This window comes from Pseudoclavibacter sp. CFCC 13796, assembly GCF_008831185.1.
In the GTDB taxonomy this organism is placed as follows: domain Bacteria; phylum Actinomycetota; class Actinomycetes; order Actinomycetales; family Microbacteriaceae; genus Pseudoclavibacter_A.
In genome coordinates this window covers 1502340-1527277 of sequence record NZ_WBKD01000001.1, presented here as the reverse complement: position 1 = coordinate 1527277, position 24938 = coordinate 1502340, and the positions used below count along the sequence as shown (strand labels likewise).

Genomic DNA, 24938 nt, shown 5'->3' with positions numbered 1-24938 from the left:
TCAGTCGTTGATGATGCTGCGGAAGATCGTCTTGTCCGGGTCGCGCAACGGTACTTCGCGTGCGCTGAGACCCGGTTTCGGCTCCTCCACCATCTTGTCGTCGCCGACGTACATGGCGACGTGGCCATGATCGGTCCAGACGATCAGGTCGCCGGGTTTCAGCTGATCCTTGGTGACGGACTTGCCGACATCTCTCATGGCCTCTGCGGTTCTTGGGAGGCTGATGTTGAACTTCGTGAAGATCCAGACCATGTAGCCGGAGCAGTCCATGCCTTCGTCGGGGTTGTTCCCTCCCCACGTGTACGGCACTCCGAGGAACTGTCTGGCATAGTCGACGACCGCCTGGCGGTCGGCTGACGCTGATCCGAGCTCGTTCGACGAACTGCCGTCACCGCCGCCGGACGAGGTCACGTTGACCTTGTCGCAGCCGTTCGCCATGTCGTCGGTCTTCGTCGCATTGGTGCCTGTCACGCACTGCTGAGCCTGCACCTGCTCGTCAGCTGAGGCTGCCTCCTGCTGGACTTTCGTGGCCGCCTGGATGAGTGCGCTCTGCTGGGTGCTGACACCGGACATCGCGATGGCGACGACGACCATCAACGCGAAGACTGTGGGGAGAAACGGGCCGACTGCTGACAGCCAGACCATCAGGATGTAGCGCTTGTTGTTGATCTTCCCGATGACCTTCTCGAACCCGGGGATCTTCGCAATCTCACGCAGGTACGGCACATAGTCAGAGGCGATGGACAAGACGCGTTGGCCGGTGTCCATCTTCGAGCCATCCGACATGCGACCGGTCAGGCCGCGGGCCGTGCCACTAAGACCGGATACGTCCAGCGCGGCGCCCGCCGTCTTGACTGCGGCGTTCTGCTTGTGGTCTTCCTCCTCGAGGTTCTCCGCCTGCATGGCACGGGATTTCGCGCCCATCGGCTTTTTCTCTGTGCCTCCGGAGTTGAGGGTGTCGGCGACTTCCGCCGCTTGAGCTGCGACTTTGCCCTGACCTTGCTTCGGGTCGGAGGCACCCTTTGTCTCAGGTGCTCGGCCTTTGCCTGCGCTGCCCGCTCCTGCTTGGTTCTTCGGCCCCGCCGGTGATCCGCCCGCACCTTTCGCGCCGGGTCTACCCGGTTGCTGGCGTGCCGGTGCGCCGTCCGGCGTGCGACGTGGGAGCTCTGGTGTGGAGCGGCTCTTGGGTACCGCTGCCGCACCACCAACTTTCTTCACTCCGCTCGACGGTGCCTTCGACGGGATCTTCGGGGTTCCGCCGCTCACAGGCCGATGCTCCCACGGTCCGGTTCGGTGACAGCGACGGCCTTGTCACCGTCGGACCCGTAGTACGGCACCCACACCGTCCATGACGCCGATCCCATGTACGTGAGCGGTTCTGCCCCGTCGAGGGTGATCTGAGCCTGCCAGTCGATCGGGACCAGAACCTCGGCGTACGGCACACCGGTGCCGAGTTTGTCGCTGACTGACACGAAGCCGGAGCCGGCGGCACCGATCGCTGAAGAGGTCTCCTCGACGGCACCGACCTGACCGAGGTACCGAGTCGAGCGAAGTACCGGGGTGTCGGTGGCGATTCCGTCAGCGTCTGCGGTGAAGTACTGGGCAAGCCGCGTGAGGCGCTGCTCCTGGTTCTCCTGCGACAGGTACCTCGACATGGACAGCGCCGCCAGCTGAGCCCGACGCATTTGGTCCTTCGTGAACCCTGCCGCGGCATCCACTCGCGCCTGCTGGACCCGGTTGCGGGCTGCAGGGTCCACCGGAATCTCGTCTGGCAGATCGGCTTCGTAGCCGCCGACCGGTTCATCTCCGCTCCGGTCCGCCGTCGGCACCTGCGCCGCAGCATCGTTACGAGCCGCTTGGGCGTCCTGCTCCGACTGCCACCGGGCCTGGCGAGCGATGAACAGGCCAGCCACGAGAGCCACGGCGATGAACAAGGCAATCGCGACAGTGGACTTGCGGTGGCTGTCCACCCATGAGCTCAATGCCTGCATACCCAGTCACTATGCGAAGATCAACTGTGCCCCTGAGCTTTCAGCCACGCATCCGAGTCGACTGAGTTGCCCGCTGTCTGCCAGTCTTGGTCGAATGACCAGCTGGTGCGAACCTCGAAATGCAGGTGAGGGCCGGTCGAAGTGCCTGTGCCTCCGGTGGTGTTCCCCGACTTGGCGATCTCCTGGCCCTTCGCGACAGTGTCACCTGCGGACACCTCCAGCTGACTGAGATGGCAGTACCGTGTGGCGATCTGGTTCCCGTTGATGTTGTGGAAGATCTCGACTGTGTTGCCGCAACCACCGATCGAGCTCGCCCGTTGAACGGTACCGTCAGCGATCGCAAACACCGCCGTGCCCGTCGGAACCGGATAGTCGGTGCCGTAGTGGAAGCGCATCTTTCCAAGGGTTGGATGGAGACGCATGCCGTAGTTCGACCCTTGGATCATCGTGGCCAGCGGCATGGCGATGTCGCCTACGAACTGTGGAACGGCACCGCTCGTGTCGCCGCCGCTCTGCGAGCAGGTCTGAGCCGCGGTCTTGTTGCCGCTGCTGATCAGTGAGGAGAGCGCGTCAGCGGCCTTCTGATAGCCGGCGTCATTCGGGTGAGTGCCGTCGCTGCGGAACTCGTCCTTGTATCGGCCGTCGTCGGCGCGAAGCTCCGTCCACGGGTCGACAAACTTCCAGCTGTTACGCTCGGCCACCTGCTTCAGCGCATCGTTGTAGGTCTTCGAACCCTCCCCGTTGGCGTCTGACGGTGCCACAGCTGCGACAACCAGATTGGACTGCCCCGTGGCTTTGAGCGCCCGTTCGACGTTTGCGACAGGGGCCTGGTCGCCGGATCCCCACGACCCCTGATCGTTCGTTCCAGCCATCACAACCGCGACATCAGCGCCGTCCACGGGCTTCGCGTTATCAGCGACCGTGGCGCTGCTGGCCCCCACTTTGGCCCAGCCGCCACGGTACGCGTTGCCGTTACTGCCCTGCGCGTCACTGGCCCACTCTCCGTCGACGGCGCTGCCGGTCCACTTGGTGATGATCCCGACTGACAGAGAGTCACCGTAGAGCGCGATGTTCGAACCCTTCGTGACCGGTGTGTCTGCGGTGCTCGTGTCACTTGAGGTGGAAGACGAGGTGTCACTGCTGGCCGACGAACTGCCCTGGTGCGCGGCGTACCATTCGGTGGCTGAAGCGCGACGCACCTGCACGTTGTAGTCCATATTCTCCGGGATCTCGAACTTCCGCACCCACACTTCAGCGGCGTCCTCGGGTGTGCTGGTCGCACGAACCCCGGCGTCAACATGCTTGAACCCCGTCTGCAGCTCCTGCTGGAGGAAGTCCAGCTCCACCTGCAGCAGCTGGTCGAGCTCCTCTGGGGTGAGCACCTCACTGGCTGGAGGGCTGGACTTCGTGCTGACGTAGAACTTGTCGCCGAGTTTCTGCTTGATCGTGTCCCGGAGTGCCTCATGCCTGCCGTTGATCCACTGCGCGATCCCATAGGCATGCGATGTCGTGAAGGACCCGTTGGTCGCGGCGGGGTCTCCCCCGGACTCATGCTCGATGTTCGCGACGATCCCTGAGGCCTGCTCAGCGGTGAACCCGGGGCCGGTCATCAGCCAGGTGTAGATCTTCTCGAGGTTGCCGTTGCCTTCGAGCTTCCCGTTCCCGCTCGTGCTGCCTGACCCGCAGGTGGCCTTCTGCCCCAGTGCCCAGCGCAGTCCGGTCTTGTAGACCTGCTCCGCTGCGCTGTCGTCGAGGCCTGCGACCCGTCCGAGCGCGACATAGAGCTTCTTCGTGTCCTCGATTCTCTGTTTGACGTCAGTGTTCTGCTCGGATTCCGCCGGTAGCTCGTAGTGATTGTCGTCTGCAGCTGGCACATACCGTGCGTCGGTGGTCATGTGCCGTTTCGTCGAGTCGGGATCGAGGACTTGGAGGGTCACCCCGAGCTTCCACTTCAGCTCGGTGCTGTCGTACAGGTTCACCCCTTTCGACTGGAGGGCTTGGCCGGCGGCGAGCATCCAGGACAGTTCGATGCTGTTCAGCGTGACGCGGTCGTTCTCACGCTGTGCGAACAGGTCATCCAGCGTACCGGGGTCGTGGGCGACGTCGTCGGGCGAGACGTCTGCTGCAACCGGGGCGTTCGGTTGCTGCCCTCCGAGCGTTGCGGCTTCCGCTCGCGTGATGAGAGCCGGGGTGACACCGTCGGACACCATCGCTGTCCGGCTGAGTTCTTGAGCAGTGGGTGTATGCGACGCTGGGGAGAGGATCACACCGGCGCCGAACGAGGCGGCAACGGTCAGTGCTGTCACAGTCACGGCCAGTGTCTGCCGCAGCTGGTGGATGATTGTCATCTGGCCCTTCCCATCCGCCACTCCACGTGCGGGTCCTCCCCCCTGCGGGAAGTAGTGGCGTCGTCGCCGCTCCAGCCGCCAGATGTACAGCTTCGACGGCACATGGTTTGACTTGGCGAGATTGTGACGGGCGCACAGATGCTGGTAGTTCGACATGGCGGTAGCCCCGCCGAACGACCACGGGTAGATGTGGTCGCCGTGAGCTCCGGGACTACTGCAGCGGCGACCGAACAGAGGTTTGTGCTCACATCTCCCGCCGCAGCGGTGGGAACCGCGCTGCCTCTGCTCTTTCGTGAACACCCGCTGCGGGTCGGTCTGACGTCGATGGCTGTGCCGGGTGTGCCTGGTCTGCAGCAGCAGGATGACGATGAACGCGATGAACGCGACCACCGCCCACGGCACGTTCGAGAGACCCATACCCTCCGTATATGCGAAGAGGGCTCCACAGTCACCTGTGGAGCCCTCTGCACTACCGCGTCGGGTGCTTAGAAGTCGTCGTCGTCATCGTCGTCAGCTGCCGGGGCTGCCGGCGAGCTCGAAGGCTGGCTGTTCTGCGACTGGCTTGCCGTCTGCCCGGCGTCCGGCTGTGACTGCTGGGCCTGCTGGCCGCCGTTCGCCTGCCCTTGACCACGGTTCACCTTTGAGAACTCCGACTTCCCATACAGCAGCGATGCGGCGACGTCGTCTGCGGTGATCTCGAAACCGGTCCGCTTGTTGCCCTCACGGTCCTCGTAGTCGTTCTGCTTCAAGACGCCGATCACGACCGCGCGCTGCCCTTTGTGGAGTGAAGCGGCGATGTTCTCCGCAAGACCGCGCCAAGCGGTGACCCGCAGGAACGTGGCCTGCTCGTCGACGTACTCGCCTTTCGAACGGTCGAAGTGGCCGTTCTGCTGGGCGATGCTGAACGATACGACTGGGGTGCCTCCCTGCGTGTAGCGCAGCTCAGGGTCAGCGGTGACGTTTCCGTAGAAGGTCTGGACGTTGTTCGCCATTGTGTGCTCATTTCCTCATGTGTGTTTCGCCTGCTGGCGAAGCGTCCGGACCTCCCGGCCGCTCGTAAGACATCTATGCGCGGAAGACGAGCGCAGAGATCGCGGGAGCGAAGACGACCGCGAGCAACCACCCTGCGGCCAGCGCAGGACCGAAGACCAACCGGCCTCCGCGACCTTGCCGCATGATGTGCAGGGCTGCAGGGAGGGCGAGAAAGTAGGGCGCGCTCACACCGACCACGAGGTACGGTACGCCGAGGCTGCCGAGTGTGAGGCCCAACAGCGGCGCGAGTTTCGCGTCCCCCATACCCATCCCACCGAAGAGCGCGAACAGCATCACCGGCAGGCCGTATGCGACGGCGCCGATCACAGCGCCTCTGGCAGCGTCTTCGGGCATCGGTTGCAGCAGCACCCAGATGATGGCGAGCTCGACGCCGATCAGGGAGGCGTGCAAGGTGACCGTGTTCGGGATCAGCCCGGTGTCGATGTCCGTCCATGTGATGACCAGCAGCGTGCTCGCGGTGCAGGCCAGGAGGACGAACTGGACGATCGCAGCAACGTCAGTCGGCTGGAGGGAGATCCAGAGCACCATCCAGACCAGCATGTTCGATGCCTCGACGAGCGGATACCGGGCACTGATCGACGAGCCGCAGTGTCCGCAGCGACCGCGAAGCACCATCCACGAGAGGATGGGGATGTTCTCCCACCAGGTGAGCTGAGCCAGGCATGACGGACAGTGCGATCGGCCGACGGCGAGCGGGATACCGCGAGGCGTCCGGTAGATGACCACGTTCAGGAAGCTGCCGACCACGACCCCGAACGCTGCAACCAGAGCCAGCACGTCAACGTGCCGCGAGCGGATGATGGGCGGCCACTGCCCGCTGCATCGCACGACGGTAGCGCCCGATGCGTTCGACCAGCGCCTTGGGGTTAGGCTGGAACACGGCACACAGTCTCTCGTCCGCTTCGGTCACCGGGTCGAAGAGGAGCCTGCCGCCGTCCTCCACCACCTCCAGCGCCATCACCCCCTCGGGCGTCGGCATGCCGACATAGAGCCGGCCGTCGTGTTCGGTAACGGTTATCTGGTCAGCCATGATGGGTCTCCCTCCGTGCGGCTTCGACTGGGCGCCGAAGCCTGGTTCAGAACTTCTATGCGGGAGGCAGCGCCCGGTACGCAAGAGCGACGAGGACGTAGGCAGAACCCGCGATGAACGCCAGACACCAGATCAAGTCGAGGGTCGGCTTCAGCAACGGGTGACGTGCCTTCAGCCGGCTCCACAGGCTAGGACAGCCAGCACTCGGGTGCGGCTGCGGCTGCGGCTGCGGGATGGTGCACGGTTCTGGTGAGGCGGTCATGTCTCCCCTGTGCGCGTGACCTCACCCGAAGGTGAGGTCATAGACGCTGGTCTGCGAAGAACTCTGGTCCTGGCTCTTCGCCCCCTTGGATTTGACCGTCGTGTTCGACGTGACCACCATCCGTGCGTAGACGGTCGAGTCTGCGGGTTCCGCAGCCGCACCGATCGATGAGTTCCCGGTGTGAGGGTCCTCGAAGCGGATGATGACTTCCCCCGTTGCGTCGGCGGTGAACAGGCCGTGTGTGATCGCATCTGTGGCCTCCGAGGTCGAGAAGGACGTCAGCTTCGTGCACCCGGCGGTATCGCCCGGCTGGGCACCCGACTTCGACCACCAGTAGCATTTCCCCGGGCTGAAGTCAGGGACCCCGACGTAGCGTGCCTGGTGCACGCCGAGTTCGTTGAGGGAGTAGGCGAGGTCACGCGCCTGGTAGCGCGCGTCGGAGTCTGAGGCGACCCCTGTGCTCGATCGGAGCGACACGGTGAGCCCTGCTGCGAGCACCGCGAGGATCGACATGGCGATGACGACCATGGCGAGTGTGACGCCTTCGGACCGTCGAAGTCTCCGGTGCAGCGCGCTGATCAGTTTCGGCATGTGCTGCCCACCCTCTCCATGTCCCCGTCCCCGTATCCGCTGTCGACCGACACCAGCGTCGACGTACGCGCTGTGGCTGTGCCCGTCCCGATCCCGTAGTGGAGGTCGATGGCGCTGGCAGCCTCACCGAACTCCCGGTGGACGGTGTCGATCGCGAAAGGCGTGGGATGCCCTGCCTGCGGGGTGACGTCGCCGGCGAGCAGCTGCCAGCCTGCGGCACGGTACCCGTCCTCAGTGGCATCAGCAGGTCGTGAGAACCCGGTCTGGGACCCGACAGGCAGGCCCGCCGGGGTCTGACCGATGACGGTGCTCACCTTGGACCACAGCGTCTTCGTCGACGGCTCATACGCCCACGCGCGGCACTGCCACGTCCCCGCCTGACGGTCACGGGTCAGGGCGACCACGGCGTTCACGTCCGTATCAGACCCGCCGGGGAAACGTGTGCGGGCCGCCTCACCGGTCAGCAGGCCGTAGGAGTCGTTCACGCCGTTCTGGACCGACTGGGCGATCGTGTTGGCGTCGGTGACGTTGCGGGTGCGGTCCTGGGCGGTTCTCGTCACAGTGATGCTCGAGTTCACGAGCCCGCCGATCGTCAGGATGACAATCAGCATCAGCGCCATCGAGACGATCGTCTCAACGAGGGTCATTCCACGCTGGTCTTCGACACGTCGGCGGAGCAGGCGGCGGATCAGGTCACTGTTTGACAATGGTGGTCACCTCCGTGCGGGTCCGGCCTCCGGCCGCAGTGCACTGCTCGACCGACTGGCTGGTGCTGGTACAGGTGGTGACCTGAGCGCGGAACGGCACGTCAGCGAGCTGCTGCACCGAGTTCATGTCCGTGCACAACTGAGAGAAGTCACCGGTGACTGCCCCGGTCGCGGGGTTGAACCAGAGGGTCCGCTCCGGCTTGTCCAGCTGGGAGCGGTTCGGCTTCAGATCGATCCGCATCGGGGTCTCCGGTCTCTGCTCGGCGACCGAGGCCTTCATAGAGTCGGTGAACGCGGTGCAGCGCTTCGAGAACTCTGCAGCACCGGCGAAGTCAGGTGACTGCGATGAGGCCCGACTCGATGCGTCCTGCACTGCGTTGATGCCGAGCTCCAGTGCACGGGCAGACCGGTCATGGGAGCCGACACCGGATCCGTTGACAGCCACCGAGGTGATCAGCGGCAGCAGCGACAGCCCCAGCAGGGCGAGGATGAACATGGAGACGACAACCTCCGCGAGGGAGTCCCCGCGCTGCTGGCGCAGGCGTGTGATGGTCATGACTGTCACCTCTGCGTTCGACAGGTACCCGGCGAGGGTCTCCGCACTGTGGCAGACGTTCAGCGCGGCCTGTCTCGTGATCTTGTTCCTGCGGACCAGCTCGGCCAGATGCTGGTCCAACGAGTGCATCCCGAGCTTCGCTCCCGACTGCAGTGCGGAGAGCATCTGGTGGGTGGTGCCCGAGCGGATCATGTTCGCGATCGCCGGCGTGCACACGAGTATCTCGTGCGCAGCAACCCGACCGCCCGCCTCGGCGGGCACCAGCGTCTGAGTGACGATCCCCCGCAGAGTCGCCGCGAGCTCCTGACGCACCTGCTCCTGGCGCCCGGCGGGGAACATGTCGATGATCCGGTCAGCGGTCTGCTGCGCGTCCTGTGTGTGCAGGGTCGCGAACACGAGGTGCCCGGTCTCTGCGGCGGTGATGGCGGTGGAGATCGTCTCCAGGTCGCGCATCTCCCCCACGAGGATGACGTCAGGGTCCTGTCTGAGCGCCCGTTTGAGCGCCTCAGGGAACGAATTGGTGTCACGTCCGACCTCACGCTGAGTGATGAAGCTGCGCTTCGAATGGTGGACGAACTCGATCGGGTCCTCGATAGTGATGATGTGCTCACGGCGGGAGGCGTTGATGAAATCGATCATCGCGGCGAGTGTCGTCGACTTCCCCGACCCGGTCGGGCCGGTCACCAGTACCAGTCCGCGCGGCAGGCTCGCGAGCTTCCTGAGCACCTGCGGCATGCCCAGAGACTCGAGGCTCGCGACATGCGTGGGAATCTGACGCAGCACCGCCCCGACACCGTGATCCTGGAAGTGCACGTTCACTCGGAACCGCACGTCCTCCGACAGGTCGATGGAGAAGTCAAGCTCTTTGTCACGTCGCAGCTGACCAAGCTGATCCTCGGTGGTGATCGAGGCAACCACAGCGCGCATGACCGCATCCGGCCAGGCCTGCCCCTCCAGGCCGGGGACAGGGTGGAGTTCGCCGCTCACCCGGTACAGCGGGACTTCTCCGCTTGCGATGTGCAGGTCGCTGGCGCCCTGCTCGACCACGCGCTCGAGGCTGTAGCGCAGAGCCTTATGCCACTGTCTGACGGGGACGCTCACTTCGCATCACCGTCCGGTGCGACGAAGATGAACCCGCTGAGGATCACACGGTAGGGCACGTCGCCGGACTTCTGCGCCTGAATGTCGGCGCCGTTGACCCAGAAGATCCTGCCGGCATGCTGGGCGCCGGAGATGAACGCCGAGATGTTCCGGTACTCGCCTGACGCGGTCACCGACACCGGTACGGCCTGCAGCCCGTTTCCGGCCGCCTCGGTCAGAGCGGCGGTGGACTCCTGCGCCTTCTGCGCTGCGTCCGGTGAGACCGTCTGCAGGGCCTGCGTCATCTGCGCGGAGAGCGTCGACATGTCGACCGGGTCCGCCAGGGTGAGTCCGTCGATGCTGATGCCGTCCCGCGCTCCGATGCCGGACAGCTCCGCGAGAAACCCCTCCTGATCGAGTGACGAGGGGATCGCAGCAGTCAGCGTGTCGCGCTCTGACGTGAGGTCCGCGATCCGGCCCGAAGCCTCACGTCCGAGGTCTACCTTCTGCTGCAGCTGCACATTCTGGTCCTGCACGTTCTCCGACTGACTGGTGAGATCGTTCGCTTTCGAGATGTTCGACATTCCCACCGCGATAGACCCTCCGATCGCTGCGAGAACGACGATCGGCAGCACGAATCTGCGGATCGCTGCTGTAGGTGTACTGGTCATGGCTCCCTCGGATCGTTCGTTCGGTGGTGGCTTCGCCGGATCACTGGGGACCCTGCACGTAGCGGTAGGTGAAGCTCGGGGTGAGGGCGACCGTCACACTCGTCTGGTACTGACCGGTTGTCTGATTGCGCTCCGAGCTGGTGACTTTCGCCGAGACCACATCCGGGTTCGACTTCAGTGCGTTCAGCCATGCGGTCAGGTCAGGGAGGGTGCTGCTCGTGGTGGAGACGGCGACACTCAGCCCGTCACCGCCGCTGTCGGCTGCTGACCCGGACGACCCGAAGCTGTTGATGGTGAACGCGCTGATGTCCATGCCGGCGGGAGTGACTGCGTTCATGCGGGTGAAGATGTCGGACCAGTCCGACTCGACGGCAGTCGCCGCGGTACGATCCGTGTTCAGCAGTGACACCCGCCGGGCGGTCTGCTCCGCATCTGCGACCTGCTGGTACTCGGCACTCAGCTGCGTATTCTGCGAGGTAGCCGAATCCAGCTGATCCTGAGCCGTGGCCGCTCTCCCGCCGGTGACCCCGAGGACAGCACCGAATACGAGCACACTCGCCGCAACGGTGGCAACGCTGACAGCAGCTGCCTTGGACAGGCTCTTCTTCGCGCTCACCTCGTTCGGCAGCAGGTTCGCCGACGCACCATGCTCGGCCAGCGACAGACCAACGGCGACGAGCGATACCTCCTCACCGGCGTCGGATGTGAACTCCGGAGCTGAGACGGAGACACGGAAACGGTCAGCGAAGGCACGTTCGATCCCGTGCAGGCGAGCGGCACCGCCAGTGAGGACCAGCTGCCCGATCCGGTCATGGGCCTGCATCATGCCCTCCACCGACCAGGCAATATCGGTGACCGTGTCCTCCAAGACCTCCTGGAACTGCGCACGGTAGCGCTCGAGCACGTTCGGGTCTCGGGTAAGCTTCACCTTCTCAGCGGCACCCCGGGTGAGCCCGAGCTTTTCCATGAGCCGTTCGGTCACAATGTCGCCACCGTCCATGGTGATCTCCACCTGCCGGGGGCGCCCACCAGAGACGTACACGACAGAGGAGGTCGAACGGCCGATGTCGATGAGGATGTAGTCGCCGCTCTCCGCGATAGTCTCGGGGATGGCCCTGACCACGGCGATTGGGCCGGAGTCGACGGCAACGACCCGCAGACCGGCTGCCTTCACTGCGGCGATGATCGAGATGACCGGCTGTGACGCTGACCCGACCAGCATCCCGCGCACCTTCGGTTTCGAGCCGGATTTCACGTCCTCGACGGGGATGAAGTCGAAGACGGCCTCCCCCGCATCGAACGGCAGCGGGTCCTCCGTCGGAACGTGGACAGCGAGGGCGGCCCGGGTCTCCTGACGGTTCAGACGTGGCATGGTGATCTCACGCACCACCGACCGGCGCCCGAACGCGGCCACCGCGATGTTCCTCGAGGAGAACCTGCCCGCTTCGAAGGCTTCGCGGAGGATGGAGCTGAACCGTTCGGCGTCGATGATGGCGCCCTCGGAGACGATCCCCTCAGGGAGTACGCGTGAGACGTAGGAATCGACGACGGGAGTCCCGTGGTCGATGTGAGCTTCAGCGAGCCGAAGTCCGCCTTGGCTGATGTCGAGTCCGACGGTCCGTCGGCTGTTCAGAATGGCCACGAGTGCTCCTAAGAGTTCGAGATGAGGGTGTTGATCTGGAACATCGGCAGGTACAGGGAGATCACGATGCCGCCGATGACCGCACCGAGGACGACGATCATGACTGGTTCGATGATCGACGTGAGCTGCTCAGTCGCCTCAGTGACGTCGTCGTTGTAGAACTCGGCGACTTTGTCGAGCATGACCGGCAGGTCACCGCTGGCTTCACCGGCTCCGATCATCTCCGTCGCCATTTCCGGGAAGACTTCCTGGTCGCTCATCGCCCCGGAGACGGACCGGCCGGCTTGGATCTGTTCGACCATCTCCGTGGTCGCTTTCTCCACCACCCAATTGTTCGACGCCCGACCGACGAGCTCCAGGCTCGAAAGCATCGGCACGCCCACGTTCGTGAGCAGGCTGAGTGCGTCGGAGAACCGGGCGACCGCGAGCTTGCGAGCCAGGGAACCGATGATCGGCAGTTTCAGCATCAGCGGATGCCAGCGCCGTCTGAAGAAGTCCTTGTTCCGACTGGTGCGCACGAAGATGATGCCGGCGAGTGCCAGAGCGATCAGCAGCGGGCCAAGCCAGAACATCTGATGGCTGATGTTCACGAGCAGCTGGGTCGCCGCGGGAAGGGACCCGCCGAGCGTGGCGAACATGTCCTCGAACTTCGGGACCAGCAGCCAGATGATCCCGATCACCGCGATGAACGCGATCGCCAGCACGATCACCGGGTACGTCATCGCAGACTTGATCTTCGCCTGCAGCTTGTGCTGACGTTCGAAGGCCCCGGCGGCCGAATTGAGGGTGCGTGCCAGCTCACCGGACACCTCACCGGCTTGGACCAGACTGACGAACAGCGGCGGGAACACTTCCGGATGTGCCCCGAGCGCTTCGGAGAAGCTCGTCCCCGCGATCACATCGGCGCGCACCCCCGTCAAAGCCGCAGCGAGCGGCTTCGACTCGGACTGGTTGGACACGATGCGCAGCGCCTCCGACAGTGGAAGCCCCGCACCCACCATGGTCGCCAGCTGACGGGCCACGATGGCCAGGCTCTTCGCCTTGACTGCTCCACCGCCCAGCCCCGGGATGCTGATGTCCTTGTTGAGTCCCGAGTCACCGACCTCATGCGCGCCGAGCAGGGTCCCGCCGCGCTCCGCGATGCGTTTCGCAAGAGCCTCCTGACTGGTGGCGTGGTCGCTGCCCCGCTTCCGACGACCGTGTCGGTCACGCGCGACGTATTTGAACTTCGGCATCAGCTCTCCTCTGCATCAGCTGCCAACAATCGACACCTATGCGTAGCGTCATCCGACAACGCGGAGGATCTCCGCCAGCGACGTTGAACCCGCTCGTGCCTTGCGCAGGCCGTCCATGCGCATGGTGTCCATGCCGTGCGCGACCGCGTGAGCCTGGAGCTCCTCCTTCGGCCGCCCGGTGGCGATCATGAGGGCCATCTGCTCATCGACCGGCATCACCTCCCGGATGGCAAGGCGACCGAGGTAACCGGTGCCGTCGCAACGTTCGCAGCCTCCCGGCTCGTAGACCGTCATGCGCAGCGCCGGATCGGCATCAGCTGGGAAGCCGAACCCCATGGTGCGCAGCTGGCCGAGGGTCACCGTCACGGTGCGCCTGCACTGCGGGCAGAGCCGGCGAAGCAGACGCTGACCGACCACTGCTCGGAGCGCAGACGACAGCAGGAACGGCTTCACCCCCATTTCCACGAGACGTCCGACGGCGCCGGACGCGTCGTTCGTGTGCAGGGTCGACAGCACAAGGTGTCCGGTCAAGGCGGCGTTGATGGCGATGGAGGCGGTCTCCTTGTCACGGAGCTCACCGACGAGCAGCACGTCGGGGTCAGCGCGGAGGATGGAACGAAGTGCGGAAGCGAACGTGAGATTCTGCTTCTCGTTCACCTGAATCTGGTTCACACCCGGGTAACGGAACTCGACTGGATCTTCGACTGTGATGATGTTCACCGCAGGGTCGTTGATGTCCGAAAGTGCGGCATGAAGTGTTGTGCTCTTACCAGAACCTGTCGGGCCGGTGACCAACACCAGACCGAACGAAGAATGATATGCACTTCTGAACGAGGCGAGTGCACCAGGAGCGAACTCCTGATCCTCAATCGACATCGGAGACGAACCATGAGTCAGCAGACGCATGACCGCAGCCTCCCCGTGGACAGTCGGAAAGAGTGCCAGACGAATGTCCACCGTGCCGCTGGTCGTTCGAGACGAGAACCGACCATCCTGGGGCGTGTTCCGAGTTGCGATGTCCAAGGAAGAGATGATCTTCAGCCTGTTGATCAGAGCGCTGTGCAACGCACCTTCGTGACGGGTGACGTTGCGCAGGACCCCGTCGATGCGATGCCTGACGACGACGTCATCATCGGTCGGTTGAATGTGGATGTCACTCGCCCCGTCGTCGATCGCCTGCTGGATCATCACGTTCACCAGACGAGCCACCGGGGAATCATCCCCGGGCCGGTCGTCTGAGGTGTCGCTCCTCTGCGCGGCGAGCTGGTGCTTCAGGTCCTCCCCGAGGGAGTCGAGCGCCTCACTCTGATCCGACCTGTAGATTTCCGTGACCGTCTCGAGAATCTTCGACCGCGGCGCGACGGACAGTCGGGCGCGGCGGCCGGCAGCCACACAGCACTCGTTGATGCTCGTGCGGTCGAATGGGTTCGACACGACCAGATCCATCGTGTGCCCGTCATCAGCGACACTCAGCAGCGCGAACCGCTTGGCGAGCTTCCCAGGAATCAGTCTCGCCGCGTCCCGGTCGACCTTGGAGGGGCTCGGCACATCGGCGATCGGCAGCCTCGACACCGCAGAAGCCACAGCAGACAGTCTGACGTCGTCGACACCGCCGTTGTCCAGCAGCCAGGTGAACGTGCTCGACGAGGACTGGGCGCTCTCATCAGGGACACGTGCGATCACCGAGGCTGCGACCCCGTCGGCTTGGAGTGCGTCAAGGAGTGGATTGCTGTTCACACCAGAGGACTATGCGAACAGACGATGGCCTCGACCCGAGGCGTTGCCGTCAGACCGCCGTCGGCGACTCACTCTCGACTGTGGTCTCGCTCCCGTCTAGCACAGTCGTTCAGGTTGCGCTTTCGCTCCTGTCGGGCACAGTCGTCTGACTGGCGCCTTCCCCTCGTGTCACCGGTGTCACCGGCTGTCACCGGAGGTGTGGTGACGCTAGAGGCCGCATAAATACTGGGCTGTAGGGGGTTGTCACACTGTCACCACACTTTTTCTGATGTCATTAAGAGAGAGATATATAGAGGCCCCTCTCCCTCTCTATCTCTCTCATCTGGAGGGGGTCCCCCTATTTTTGCGGTGACGCGGTGACAGACCCCTGCTTCCCAGTATTCATGCGGGATGTAGCGTCACAGCGGTGTGGTGACAGGCTGGTGACAGCGGTGACAGGAGGGGAGGCCGGGAGGTTTTGATAGGCTCTCACCGAGAGGCGAGAGCCTATCAAGAGTTTTTCGGCCGGATCAACGATTTGGGGAAGATTCCGCGATTTTTCGTGGGAGAAACGCTCATTCGTGGTGGCCTCGGCGGCCGGGCTGGTTCGGGTTTGGAGCGCTGAACGGGCAGAAACAGCGCATGTTGCGAACGTGTCGCAATCATTGTGGTCTCGGGCAGAAACCGGGATAAGCCCGGACGCTTGCCGGTGTGAGCCCATCAAATCCGGCGGTCGCCATTTCACTCCCCATCCATGGCGGTGCACCATCGGCTGTTCTCGTCACCATTCTCCGTGTGAAGAGGGTGGGTATGCGGCCCTGAGAACCTGGTCCGGAGCCGGCAGTTCACTCAGCCATCCCGGCATGACGGTGACTGCGCCGCTGGCGCCTCGATCGCTGTTGGGCTGGGAGTACGCCTGGTGCCGCGGGGCGCCGACCATCACCCCGCTCACAAGGTCAGGGTCGGGCGCGAAGTTCAGAGCGTAGATGGGCTGCCCTGTTCGAACACGAGCGGGCTTCGATGCTCCACACCAGACACGCCTCAAGCCACCACGGGGCTGTGCGGGGCTCCATGACGGGGCTGCCTCCCAACTGGCGCACCGGTTGTGATGGCTTCACCGCCAGAGTCAGACCGGGGCTCTCAATCAGCAGTGGACTTCTGGTCTTCAGGAAGGTACACCAGCAGCGCCGGCAGGTCAGGGTCGCCGGCGGTTGCGTCATCATGACCAGTCTGAAACCAGAAGGACGTACCGTCGGAGTACCGCTCTGATGACTTCTCGAAGACCCCACCTGACCCACCGACGACCACGCTCCCCATTGGCAGCGATTGGAGATCTCCGTCTGAGTTGATCAAGTGATTCGCCAACGTGTATTCGCGAGTGCTGTCGTTCGTCATGCTGCTCTTTTGCGCGGAGGTGTATTGGCAGGCGTAGTCCCAGAACCGCCGAACCGGGCAACGGAATAAAGTAGACTATCTGGTCATTAATGGAATGCAGAGTCGCGAAAGCCTGGTGCACATTCAGTACAGAATGCAGGCAGATCATAAGCTCATGACGTCGGTGACATCGTGGTATTGCAGAGCAGAGTGCTCGTCATCTGTACTGCCTGATAGTTCTGGAATCGGTCCTCGAAAGACACACTCCGAACCAGAGAGTCAGAACTGAATGGTGCTGGTGCTGGGGGTACGCCGGCGTCTTCCACCTGATGCTGTCGCCCGTGCACCCGTGTAGATCCGCACAGGAAAACGGGGCTCTCCGCTGCCGGCTGTGGCCAGTGCAGCTCAGCGCAGTGTAGTCCAGTACGCGACCAGAGGATGTTTGCGGCGACGGGGTCACTGGCTTGCACGCGGTGGTGCAGGCCGACACTCACGTGAGCGCAATGTCCTCGATGATCTCGCACCCCGGGTGAGCACAACGCAGACGCCTCGCCTCGGCCTGAACAGCCGAATCGTTCAGGTGCCCGATTTCGACGCGTTCAAGTACCTCGCCTGTCACACGATCGACCGCGGTGAGCCATTCGTCTTCGTGCAGCGGGTTCACCGGCAGCCCCCTGTAGTGACGTCAGCGGCCCACCGTTCGAGGAGCTCCAATGCTCCACCGCTGCCTGCAACAGTGATGGCACTGCTCGCCGCGAGTGCTGCTCTCACACTGGTGATGGTCTCCCCCGCGAGCCTCGTCACCAGCGAAGCCAGTGCAGTGGTGATGGCCTCATCCCAGATGTCTTCTGCAGAGGCTTCGAGGTACGCCTCCTGACCGGTCTTCAGACTCGTCGCAGAGACGATCTCGTCTTTCATCGCTGTGCGTACAGCAGCGGCCACGACGGGCCAGCCAAGCGCAGCACTGAGCTGCTCCGTCAGGCCTCGGGCCGCCTCGACGCTCTCAGCGTCCCATTCTCCGGGCGCCTGGCGTCGGCAGACCTGCATGGAGTCGATGGCCGCCTGCAACGGTGAGTCATGCACGGTCATCACCGCCGAGCACGGACAGCGTGTCTTTGCTGGTGGCGATGGAAAGCATGTCCACTCGTGCCTCCTGGACCCGTCGTGCTCGGTCTTTGGCGCAGGCGGTGAACTGGTCGTTCGGATCCCATTCACGGTCAGCTGGTGACAGGGGGATGTTGGCGAACATGTCGCGCTCGAGTTCCTGCATACGGTCCAAGAGTCTGCGGATGACCTCATTCTTGGAAGAAAGACCCAGGAACACTTCTCGCAGGTCTGCAGTGTCGACGGCAACTGTCGCTGCTCCGAGAAACGCTGCCGTCGTGAGGCGCTGTCGTGCGTCGGTGATCCCTTGAAGGTGCCGCTCGATGTCTCTGCTCATGGGACAGCCTATGCGCGTGGCTCTCCCACGGTTTCAGTCTCCATGCGAGTCCACCGTCGCGCCCATGTGTTGAACCATCTGGAACTCTCGACACTCGAGTGACTCTCACGGCTGTAGAACCGGTCGTTCACGCCCGGCATGTCCGGCAAGGGGGTGATTTCCCAGTCGATGAACCCGCCGTCGTAGTCAGCGGGAAGACCCACGAGGACGCGCCATGCACGGTTGAGATGCGCTGTCGTGTGCACCGCCCCGTAGATGAGGCTGAAGCCGATCATGTCCGCAGAGTCCTCCACCGTTGCAGAGACGTCGTCCAGTCTGCTGAGTGCATCCGCAACGATCTCGCCCATGCGCTGTCGGTGCAGTGCGTTCGGGTCGTCCAGCTGGAGACGAAGGTGCGCAGCCACATCTGATGCGTCAAGCCCAAGGGAGGCCAGCGCTCCGTCCAGGGCATCGGCCTGCTCCGAAGACAATGGGGTCTGTGAGGATTGGTGCCGATCCGCAGCCCGGACGTATGCTGCTCTCTGTGAACCGCCCGCACCCCCTTCGCGGGCGGTTCGCGCTGCATCGGGTGTGTTCATGCGAGGTGGAGCCTTTCCAGCCGGACGATCGGCTGTCGGTGGTCGTCCGCGTCAAGACTGCGCAGCACGGCAACGTCGCGCCAGGACTCGTCACGGTCGCGGAAGATCGCGTCGATGACCCAGCGGCCCGGGTGGACCTCCGTGGTGACGGTGTCCCGGGCGATCAGAGGACGTCGGAACCGAGGTTTCGGGGTCATTCGAGGCCACCGCTCAGCTCCGCCAGCTGCCACCGGTACTCGGCGATCGACCCCATGATGTCGTCCCACGCGGTGTGCTCCGGGTCAACGCCCTCCAAAGGCGTGCCATGGTGCCCGAGGGCTTCGAGGACGAACCGAGTGGACGAGCAGTCGACCACGCGGTAGTGCAGCCACTGCTCAACTGCGGGCAGCTCCGCTTCAAGGAACTTCCGATCGAGTGCGACCGAGTTTCCGGCCAGCCGGGCCTGACGGCGCTTGGGCGCGAACCGTTTGATGTAGTCGAGCAGCTGCGACTCGACCTGTTCACGTGGTGTGCCGAACGGCAGACGCCCCCACAGACCGGTTCTGGAGTGCATGGCCTTGACGACGTCATCGGCCGCTGCACGCAGCTCGAGCGCCTCCGTGGGGGTGTAGCGAACAACCGCGCGGTACCCTCCGTCGTCGACCAGGTTCCCCCGACTGTCGGTGATGCGGCAGGCTATCTCCAGAAGACGGCTGCCGCAGGTGAACGGGCAGAGCCCGGTCGTCTCCGTGTCGATCCATGCGAGACGCCGTTCGTCGATCCCGACCTCGGACTGATGTGCCATGTTGTGGCCTCCTTCACCGGAGACTATGCGCGTGAGATCACTCCCCCTTGTGCACAAGGGGGCGCACAGCGTTGGCGTCCCCCATGCTGTTACCCATGATGATCGACCCTGCGACCGAACTCGCACACATCGAAGACGACATCTGCGGCATCCTCGACGACCTCAGGTGGGCGCTGGCCTACCGTGCGCTCTGCCGAGGCAAGCTCGGGGAAGCGTACACAGCCGTGGATTGGCAGGAGCAAGTCGATCAGCTGTCGGCGGTAGAATCCCACACATGAAGGTGATCATCTCCTACCGCAAGCCACGTGAGAGACCAGGGCATGACGACGCCGTTGAAGTCCCCGTGCTGAAAGCATCAGGGGAAGGCGCGGACTACGAGAGCGCCAGAGCAGCCGCGCTCGAACAGATCCCGGACGACCAGCTGCTGCTGTCCTACTTCGTCGAACGCTGAACAGCCCGGCTCGTTCCAGTCAGACCGATTCCACCATAGTGGCGAACACCTCGGGCGTAACGATTCGGACACCAAGCTCTGTGGCTTTCCGCCATTTCGATGACCCGGCCTCACCGCAGACCAGCAGCGAAGTCTTCTTCGACACCGAGCCCGAGGCTCTCCCACCGGCGCGTTCGATCAGCTCATTCATCTCGTTGCGAGACAGAGCCGCCAGTGCCCCGGTCATGGCACCGGTGACGACCACCGTCATGCCGTCGAGCGGCCGAGCAGCCTGGTCGTCAGCGACCTGCGAACCCATGTTCACGCCGGCGGCAGCGAGCTTGTCAAGAACGGGTGCCAGTCGGTCCAGCCCGTCGCGGAACAGTCGCGCCCGCTCCGGCCCGACCCCCTCAACCTGCTGAAGCTCGTCGACGTCGGCTGAGCGCAACGCTGCCATGGTCTGAAAGTGGGCGGCCAGCCTGCGCCCGAAGGTTCGGCCTGAACGGCGGATGCCGAGCGCGGTGATCACTCGCGCGAGCGGCTGGGCCTTCGCCGCCTCAATCTCGCCCGCGATCTTCGCGGCATTGCGCCCACCAAGTGTTCGCCCCTCACCGAGCTGCAGGGTGGTGAGTTCTTCGACGGTCAACGAGAACAGGTCTGCGATGTCGCCGACCAGCTCGGATTCGACCAGTGCGGCTGCGATCTCCCCGCCGATGCCTTCGATGTCGAGGCAGTCACGGCTGACGGCGTAGGACACCCATGAACCCAAGGAGTCGGCTGGATCAGTGGAGCGCCAGATCACCTCACCGGTGTCCAGCGGGCTCCCGGACTTCGGCGAGACCCGCACGGGGTCGTACGGCTGCTGCGTACCGTCACGCAGCTCTGGGAAGCTCCGGTTGATCCGTGGGATCACATCGTTGGCCTTGTACACCTCGACGGTGTCCCCGACGCGGATGTCACGCTCGTTGATGAACGCGAAGTTGTGGAGGGTCGCACGTGCGATCGTTGACCCGTCGACATGCACCGGGTCGAACACCCCGGTGAACGAGATGTTACCGGTGCGGCCCACGTCCATGACGATGTCACGGAGGACGGTGGTCGCCTTCTTCGCCTCATACTTGTAGGCCATCGCCCACCGTGGCGCCCGGGATGTGGCCCCGAGCTTCGGGCGGATACCAGCCCGAACCGCTTTGATCACGATGCCGTCGGTCGGGTACGGGTAGTCGTCATGCTCCCGCGCGAAACCGAAGCGTTCAACGGCATCCAACACAGACTCGTCGTCGGCGTAGAACACTTCGTCGAGCAGACCGTTCGACGGAATGAACCCAAGCTGCTGGAGGTGTGTGGCGAACAGGTCCGCGTCTTCGTCGGAGCCTGGGACGTCGTAGGCGATGAACGTGGCCGACGAGTCGTAGCCGAGGGTGTCAGCGCGAACGGTTCCGGCGATCGCATTGCGGGGGTTCGCGAATGCTGCCTTCCCCGACGCGACTCGATTCGCGTTCGATTCGCTGAAATCCGATTTCGACATGAGAAGTTCACCGCGGACTTCAAGGACGTCCGCACCCGGCACGGTTTCCGGCACTCCGGTGAGATGGCTGATCGCGGCGAGTCTGCCGGTGATGTCCTCCCCGGTGCGCCCATCCCCACGCGTGGAGGCCCGGAACAGCCGCCCGTCGCGGTACTCGAGGGAGATGGCCAGCCCATCCAGTTTCGGCTCCAAGGTGACCGGGCTGCCGAGTGAGATCATCAGCTGAACGAACTTCCCGATCTCTTCGAGAGTCCGGACCTTGTCAAGGGAGAGCATCGGCACCTCGTGGGCGACGTCAGCTCCCTCCCCGTCAAGACCGCCACCAGGTGCGCTGAACAGCTGATGGGAGACGGTCTGATCAGGGTGGGCTTCCTCGTAGGTGCCGATCCGCTCGAGCAGCGCGTCGAACGCCCCATCCGACATGATCGGCTCGCTGGACTGGTAATAGGCAGCGTTTGCACGCTCGGCCAGACGGACGTTCTCGGTGTAGGTCGTGCGTTCTGCGGTCATGGACTCGTTATGCGCGGGCTGCTGCGAGAGCGGCGACAGCGGAGCGTCTTGCGTCATCCCCGGTGAGACGGCGGCCTCCGTTCATGAACGCCGTCGGAAGAAGCGCCCCCAGCAGGTGGTCGCAGATGACTGAGACGTCGATGTCGTCGCCGACCTCACCGCGCTCACGGGCACGGTCGATGACCTGCTGGACCCGAACCCTGCGAGGGTCGACGACGTCGCCGCCGAGCCCGTCCTCCGAGGTGGTCTGATTGACGGCCAGCATCATGAGTCTCGGGAACGCCGCGTGGAAGAAAGGGTCGTTCAACATGGCGATCTCCTCCTCCTGAAGCGCGACCAGATCACTGAAGAGCTCACCGGTGTCCGGTGCAGGTGCCGGCGGGAACCGTCTGGCGAGGGCCGCGAGAAGGGCATGGTCGATGTCCGGGTAGCGACGGTAGAACGCCTGACGCGTGGTGCCGGCTTCTTCTGCGATCTCAGCGATCGTGGTCTCATACACGCCCTGCTTCAAGACGAGGGCGACGAGAGCTTCGTCGATGGCGGTACCCAACTGCGTGTCGCGTGGCCGTCCGCCTGTTCGCTTCTTCCTCATGACTGCTCCCATCCCAGAACTTCGATCATATCTTCACCGACTTCTCTGATCAGCTCGGCCGCCTCGTGGCGCCCCATGCATTGGACCTCGCCGATACACCGCGCACCCATGATGGCGCACACGATGAGCTGAAGTTGATCTGGCGGCATACCCGGCAGCGCGTGCAGCCACGGTTTCATCACGTCAATAGGGCGGGGAATGCTGCCGGGATCCGCGATCGCCAGGCGCATGCCCGCGTACACTTCGTCGTCATGCTCGTACAGGTCGGCAAACCGGTCAAGCAGCTGTCTCGGTGTGCTCCCGGCGTCCGCGTGGGCACGGGCCACGGCCCAGACTCGCTCCCGTTCCTGACGCATCGGGTCCTCTGCGCCGGTCACCTGATCACCCCCAGCATGACGTGAACCACTGCCGACCCCGAGAGTTCCGCTTTCGCATGAACGTCAAAGACACGGCTCCCTCTGACCGACAGTTCCTGCAGCCGCTCCAAGGTGACCACAGATCGCGACATGTTCTGAAAAGCGGTCGGCTTCCGCCGCACCCGGATACGCCGCATCCAGATGTCACCGAGCTGTTCACGATCCGTGCCAGTCGTCTGAACCAGAGCTGCCTCGATGAGTTCTCCGACGATCGCGACAACGTTGCACAGCGGAAGGGCTGTCGTCGGTGTGTGCACCGCTGCGATCTGTGAATCTGAAGCACTCCAAGAGCTAACTGATGTCTCCGGGGTCTGCAGACGTGAGTCGACCAGAACGATGTCCGAACCGTCAACGTTCATCCCCGTGACGGTCACCGGGAACCCTCCGATCCGACCGGTGTAGGTGCTGGTTGTCCCCGCGGCGTCGACGAGTTCAAGACGAACGGGAATCTGGTCGCCCAATGGGGTCGGCTCCGCCGGCGTGCGGACGTCCAGCTCTGTGACCGCCCATCCGCCGGCAGGACGAAGCAAGCGCAGCACTGGCTCCATGAGGGCGAGCACATCGATCGACGACAGATGGTCGACTGTGCGCCCTTCGCCGGCGCCGGCGCTGACCGTGGCGAAACCTGACACGTGCACGCTGCTCACCGAGACGGGTCTGACGGCGCGTGCGTATCGTCGCCAGCCGGCCGAGAGGTACCGTGACTCTGGTGCACCGAGAAGGTGCTGGATCGGTGTGCTCACAGGTCAGGCTCCTGGTCGACCGAGATCGACTCGACACGATCATCGAAGATCGTGCGGATGACGGCGAGAATGCCGGTCAGCGTGTCCACTGGTGCGGTCGGGCCGGTCGAACTGTAGTCGACGGTCACCACTGGCGTTCCGGCCGGCTGCAGGCGGCCCGTCCGGACTTGGGCTGCGCAGACACCGGGGATGGTGTCCACCGCAGAGCGCAGGCGTTGGACCTCGCCGCGTGGGGGCAGTCCGGCCGGGGTGTGAAGGATCAGCCGAAGCCGTTCGGGCAAGGTGTCCGCGATCATGCTCTGTTCTCCATTTCTGTGCGGTGCTGCACATGCGCCTGCTGTTGTTCCAATGCGGCTGCGAGTTCGTCGACGGTCTCCCCTTTCGGGGAGTCGGCGGGGCCGATGAAGTGCTCGTCGTCCCAGACGGGGATCAGCTCTTCACCGGTGAGCACCCATGACTGTGGTCGTCCGAGCCCTCTCGAGGCTCCGTGGGTCGTCGCCCTGAGCATCAGCCGACCCGTACGAATGTGGTCATGCCGACAGCGTCGACGGAGGCGATCTTCACGACGTCGCCGGGCTTCGGTGCGTGGATCATCCGCCCACCGCCGATGTAGATCCCGATGTGTCCGGGCTTCCACACCAGGTCGCCTGGGCGCGCATCCAAGGCGCTGACCTCGACGCCCGCTGCCCGCTGTGCGGTGTCCACACGGGGCAATCTGATGCCGAGCTGCGCGTAGACGTACTGCACAAGCCCTGAGCAGTCGAACCCGCCGGGTGCCGCACCACCCCACACGTACGGGGTCCCCAGATACGCGGTCGCCACGGACACGGCGTCAGCGTGCCCTGCCTTCTCAGGAATCGGGTCGACCCTTGAAGGCCCGGGGCTCGAGGCCACCGGGACGTTTGGTGCGACAGGGACAGTCGCTGTCTGCGGCGGAGTCGAAGCCGTGACAAGCTCTACTGCACCGTCTGGCCCGTTTGGGCTGTTCGGGGTCTCGACGTGTAGTGTCTGGTGCAATGAACCGGCTTGGGACGGGCTCATTTGGACTTGGCTGGTCTCTGCGGTTTGCGCTTCGGCGGCCGGAGCTCCACCGAGGCAGAACAGTCCCGCGGTGAAGACCGCTGTCAGACCTGCAGCACTTTTCGCAACACCTGTCACGCGTTTCCTCCCGCTCGTCAGTTGGCACCTATGCGGCGCTTGCTGGACACCGAGAAAGGAGCCCACACATGGAAGTCGCTGTCGACGTCCCAGATGGCTGGGTTCCCGCTCCGCCGTGGCCTCATCCGCTGCAGGATCTTGCTGGGCCTTCTGCGCTCTCCTTCGACAGTCCGGATCATCGCCACCACGTGGAGGTCAGCACGATTGAAGCCCAGGTCACTGTTCATTCGGTGCTCGAGCGAATCGGGCAGATCGGCGGAGCTGAAGCGGGTTTGCTCCCTGATATTCGACCGCAGACGGCAGGCCAGCTCGTCAGGGTGGACACGGTCGAGCCGTTCGGTGTCACGGCGGTGATCGTCAACGACCGAGGGGCGTCATTCCTCATCGCGTGCGTCTCCAGCTCCCCCGACGATTTTGACGCGCTGTGGCTCTTCGACCGGATGATCGATTCATTCACCGTCGTTGAGTAACAGGTGTAACGCAACAGGCGTATGCTATTTCC

29 protein-coding genes are annotated in these 24938 nt (G+C 64.0%); 3 read left to right on the top strand and 26 right to left on the bottom strand.

Features of this window, described 5'->3' with window-relative positions; all coding sequences use genetic code 11:
* The 19 genes from F8O07_RS06800 to orn form a co-directional block, all read right to left on the bottom strand.
* On the bottom strand, window positions 1-1266 hold the full coding sequence (locus F8O07_RS06800; protein WP_158031327.1) for a C40 family peptidase: 1266 nt from the start codon (window positions 1264-1266) through the stop codon (window positions 1-3).
* Window positions 1263-1991: a hypothetical protein gene (locus F8O07_RS06795; RefSeq protein WP_158031326.1), complete on the bottom strand. Its 729-nt coding sequence runs from the start codon at window positions 1989-1991 to the stop codon at window positions 1263-1265. Before F8O07_RS06795 ends, F8O07_RS06800 begins: the two co-directional genes overlap by 4 nt.
* Window positions 1992-2011: 20 nt before the next feature.
* On the bottom strand, window positions 2012-4756 hold the full coding sequence (locus tag F8O07_RS06790) for a phage tail tip lysozyme (protein WP_158031325.1): 2745 nt from the start codon (window positions 4754-4756) through the stop codon (window positions 2012-2014).
* 68 nt (window positions 4757-4824) lie between these two features.
* Complete coding sequence (gene ssb / locus F8O07_RS06785; protein WP_158031324.1) at window positions 4825-5331, bottom strand: single-stranded DNA-binding protein; 507 nt, start codon at window positions 5329-5331, stop codon at window positions 4825-4827.
* 73 nt (window positions 5332-5404) lie between these two features.
* Window positions 5405-6169 (bottom strand): prepilin peptidase, encoded by a 765-nt coding sequence (locus F8O07_RS06780; RefSeq protein WP_192496679.1) that lies wholly within the window; start codon window positions 6167-6169, stop codon window positions 5405-5407.
* 1 nt (window position 6170) lies between these two features.
* Window positions 6171-6422 carry a hypothetical protein gene (locus F8O07_RS06775; protein WP_158031322.1) on the bottom strand — a complete coding sequence of 84 codons (252 nt, stop codon included), beginning with the start codon at window positions 6420-6422 and terminating at the stop codon, window positions 6171-6173.
* Window positions 6423-6705: 283 nt separating this feature from the next.
* Entirely contained in the window at window positions 6706-7275 is a 570-nt protein-coding gene (locus tag F8O07_RS06770) for a hypothetical protein (RefSeq protein ID WP_158031321.1), read from the bottom strand.
* Window positions 7263-7982 (bottom strand): prepilin-type N-terminal cleavage/methylation domain-containing protein, encoded by a 720-nt coding sequence (locus F8O07_RS06765; RefSeq protein ID WP_158031320.1) that lies wholly within the window; start codon window positions 7980-7982, stop codon window positions 7263-7265. Before F8O07_RS06765 ends, F8O07_RS06770 begins: the two co-directional genes overlap by 13 nt.
* Window positions 7969-9639, bottom strand: coding sequence for a type IV pilus twitching motility protein PilT (locus F8O07_RS10805; RefSeq protein ID WP_318655794.1), 1671 nt, complete (start codon window positions 9637-9639; stop codon window positions 7969-7971). Before F8O07_RS10805 ends, F8O07_RS06765 begins: the two co-directional genes overlap by 14 nt.
* Window positions 9636-10289: a hypothetical protein gene (locus F8O07_RS06755; protein ID WP_158031319.1), complete on the bottom strand. Its 654-nt coding sequence runs from the start codon at window positions 10287-10289 to the stop codon at window positions 9636-9638. Before F8O07_RS06755 ends, F8O07_RS10805 begins: the two co-directional genes overlap by 4 nt.
* 40 nt (window positions 10290-10329) lie before the next feature.
* Entirely contained in the window at window positions 10330-11931 is a 1602-nt protein-coding gene (gene pilM / locus F8O07_RS06750; protein ID WP_158031318.1) for a pilus assembly protein PilM, read from the bottom strand.
* An 8-nt stretch (window positions 11932-11939) separates the two neighbouring features.
* Window positions 11940-13166 (bottom strand): type II secretion system F family protein, encoded by a 1227-nt coding sequence (locus F8O07_RS06745; protein ID WP_158031317.1) that lies wholly within the window; start codon window positions 13164-13166, stop codon window positions 11940-11942.
* Between the two features lie 48 nt (window positions 13167-13214).
* Complete coding sequence (locus F8O07_RS06740) at window positions 13215-14903, bottom strand: GspE/PulE family protein (protein WP_158031316.1); 1689 nt, start codon at window positions 14901-14903, stop codon at window positions 13215-13217.
* A gap of 1119 nt (window positions 14904-16022) precedes the next feature.
* Window positions 16023-16277 (bottom strand): hypothetical protein, encoded by a 255-nt coding sequence (locus tag F8O07_RS06735; RefSeq protein ID WP_158031315.1) that lies wholly within the window; start codon window positions 16275-16277, stop codon window positions 16023-16025.
* 639 nt (window positions 16278-16916) lie between these two features.
* Window positions 16917-17345, bottom strand: coding sequence for a hypothetical protein (locus tag F8O07_RS06730; protein ID WP_158031314.1), 429 nt, complete (start codon window positions 17343-17345; stop codon window positions 16917-16919).
* Entirely contained in the window at window positions 17332-17697 is a 366-nt protein-coding gene (locus F8O07_RS06725) for a hypothetical protein (protein WP_158031313.1), read from the bottom strand. Before F8O07_RS06725 ends, F8O07_RS06730 begins: the two co-directional genes overlap by 14 nt.
* 8 nt (window positions 17698-17705) lie before the next feature.
* A complete protein-coding gene (locus F8O07_RS06720; protein WP_158031312.1) occupies window positions 17706-18044 on the bottom strand; it encodes a hypothetical protein in 339 nt (112 codons plus the stop codon).
* A 227-nt stretch (window positions 18045-18271) separates the two neighbouring features.
* On the bottom strand, window positions 18272-18472 hold the full coding sequence (locus tag F8O07_RS06715) for a hypothetical protein (protein ID WP_158031311.1): 201 nt from the start codon (window positions 18470-18472) through the stop codon (window positions 18272-18274).
* Entirely contained in the window at window positions 18469-19059 is a 591-nt protein-coding gene (orn, locus tag F8O07_RS06710; RefSeq protein WP_158031310.1) for an oligoribonuclease, read from the bottom strand. The genes F8O07_RS06715 and orn overlap by 4 nt, the downstream gene beginning before the upstream one ends.
* 83 nt (window positions 19060-19142) lie before the next feature.
* Here orn and F8O07_RS06705 point away from each other — a divergent pair, with 83 nt between their 5' ends.
* Both F8O07_RS06705 and F8O07_RS10585 read left to right on the top strand, forming a co-directional pair.
* Complete coding sequence (locus F8O07_RS06705) at window positions 19143-19337, top strand: hypothetical protein (protein WP_158031309.1); 195 nt, start codon at window positions 19143-19145, stop codon at window positions 19335-19337.
* Window positions 19334-19510 carry a hypothetical protein gene (locus tag F8O07_RS10585; RefSeq protein WP_192496678.1) on the top strand — a complete coding sequence of 59 codons (177 nt, stop codon included), beginning with the start codon at window positions 19334-19336 and terminating at the stop codon, window positions 19508-19510. Before F8O07_RS06705 ends, F8O07_RS10585 begins: the two co-directional genes overlap by 4 nt.
* A 19-nt stretch (window positions 19511-19529) precedes the next feature.
* Here F8O07_RS10585 and ligA read toward each other — a convergent pair whose 3' ends face one another.
* Genes ligA through F8O07_RS10685 form a run of 7 tightly spaced genes read right to left on the bottom strand, consistent with a single transcriptional unit; the run spans window position 19530 to window position 24106 of the window.
* Window positions 19530-21527, bottom strand: coding sequence for an NAD-dependent DNA ligase LigA (gene ligA / locus F8O07_RS06700; RefSeq protein ID WP_192496677.1), 1998 nt, complete (start codon window positions 21525-21527; stop codon window positions 19530-19532).
* A 7-nt stretch (window positions 21528-21534) separates the two neighbouring features.
* Window positions 21535-22119: a TetR/AcrR family transcriptional regulator gene (locus F8O07_RS06695; RefSeq protein WP_192496676.1), complete on the bottom strand. Its 585-nt coding sequence runs from the start codon at window positions 22117-22119 to the stop codon at window positions 21535-21537.
* Window positions 22116-22496: a hypothetical protein gene (locus F8O07_RS06690; RefSeq protein ID WP_158031306.1), complete on the bottom strand. Its 381-nt coding sequence runs from the start codon at window positions 22494-22496 to the stop codon at window positions 22116-22118. The genes F8O07_RS06695 and F8O07_RS06690 overlap by 4 nt, the downstream gene beginning before the upstream one ends.
* Window positions 22493-23278: a hypothetical protein gene (locus F8O07_RS06685; RefSeq protein ID WP_158031305.1), complete on the bottom strand. Its 786-nt coding sequence runs from the start codon at window positions 23276-23278 to the stop codon at window positions 22493-22495. Before F8O07_RS06685 ends, F8O07_RS06690 begins: the two co-directional genes overlap by 4 nt.
* Entirely contained in the window at window positions 23275-23574 is a 300-nt protein-coding gene (locus F8O07_RS06680) for a hypothetical protein (RefSeq protein ID WP_158031304.1), read from the bottom strand. Before F8O07_RS06680 ends, F8O07_RS06685 begins: the two co-directional genes overlap by 4 nt.
* On the bottom strand, window positions 23571-23786 hold the full coding sequence (locus tag F8O07_RS06675) for a hypothetical protein (protein WP_158031303.1): 216 nt from the start codon (window positions 23784-23786) through the stop codon (window positions 23571-23573). The genes F8O07_RS06680 and F8O07_RS06675 overlap by 4 nt, the downstream gene beginning before the upstream one ends.
* Window positions 23786-24106 carry a C40 family peptidase gene (locus F8O07_RS10685; protein WP_225733208.1) on the bottom strand — a complete coding sequence of 107 codons (321 nt, stop codon included), beginning with the start codon at window positions 24104-24106 and terminating at the stop codon, window positions 23786-23788. The genes F8O07_RS06675 and F8O07_RS10685 overlap by 1 nt, the downstream gene beginning before the upstream one ends.
* A gap of 398 nt (window positions 24107-24504) precedes the next feature.
* On the opposite strand from F8O07_RS10685, the gene F8O07_RS06665 reads away from it, so the two are divergent.
* Entirely contained in the window at window positions 24505-24906 is a 402-nt protein-coding gene (locus F8O07_RS06665) for a hypothetical protein (RefSeq protein WP_158031301.1), read from the top strand.
* Window positions 24907-24938: the final 32 nt, after the last annotated feature.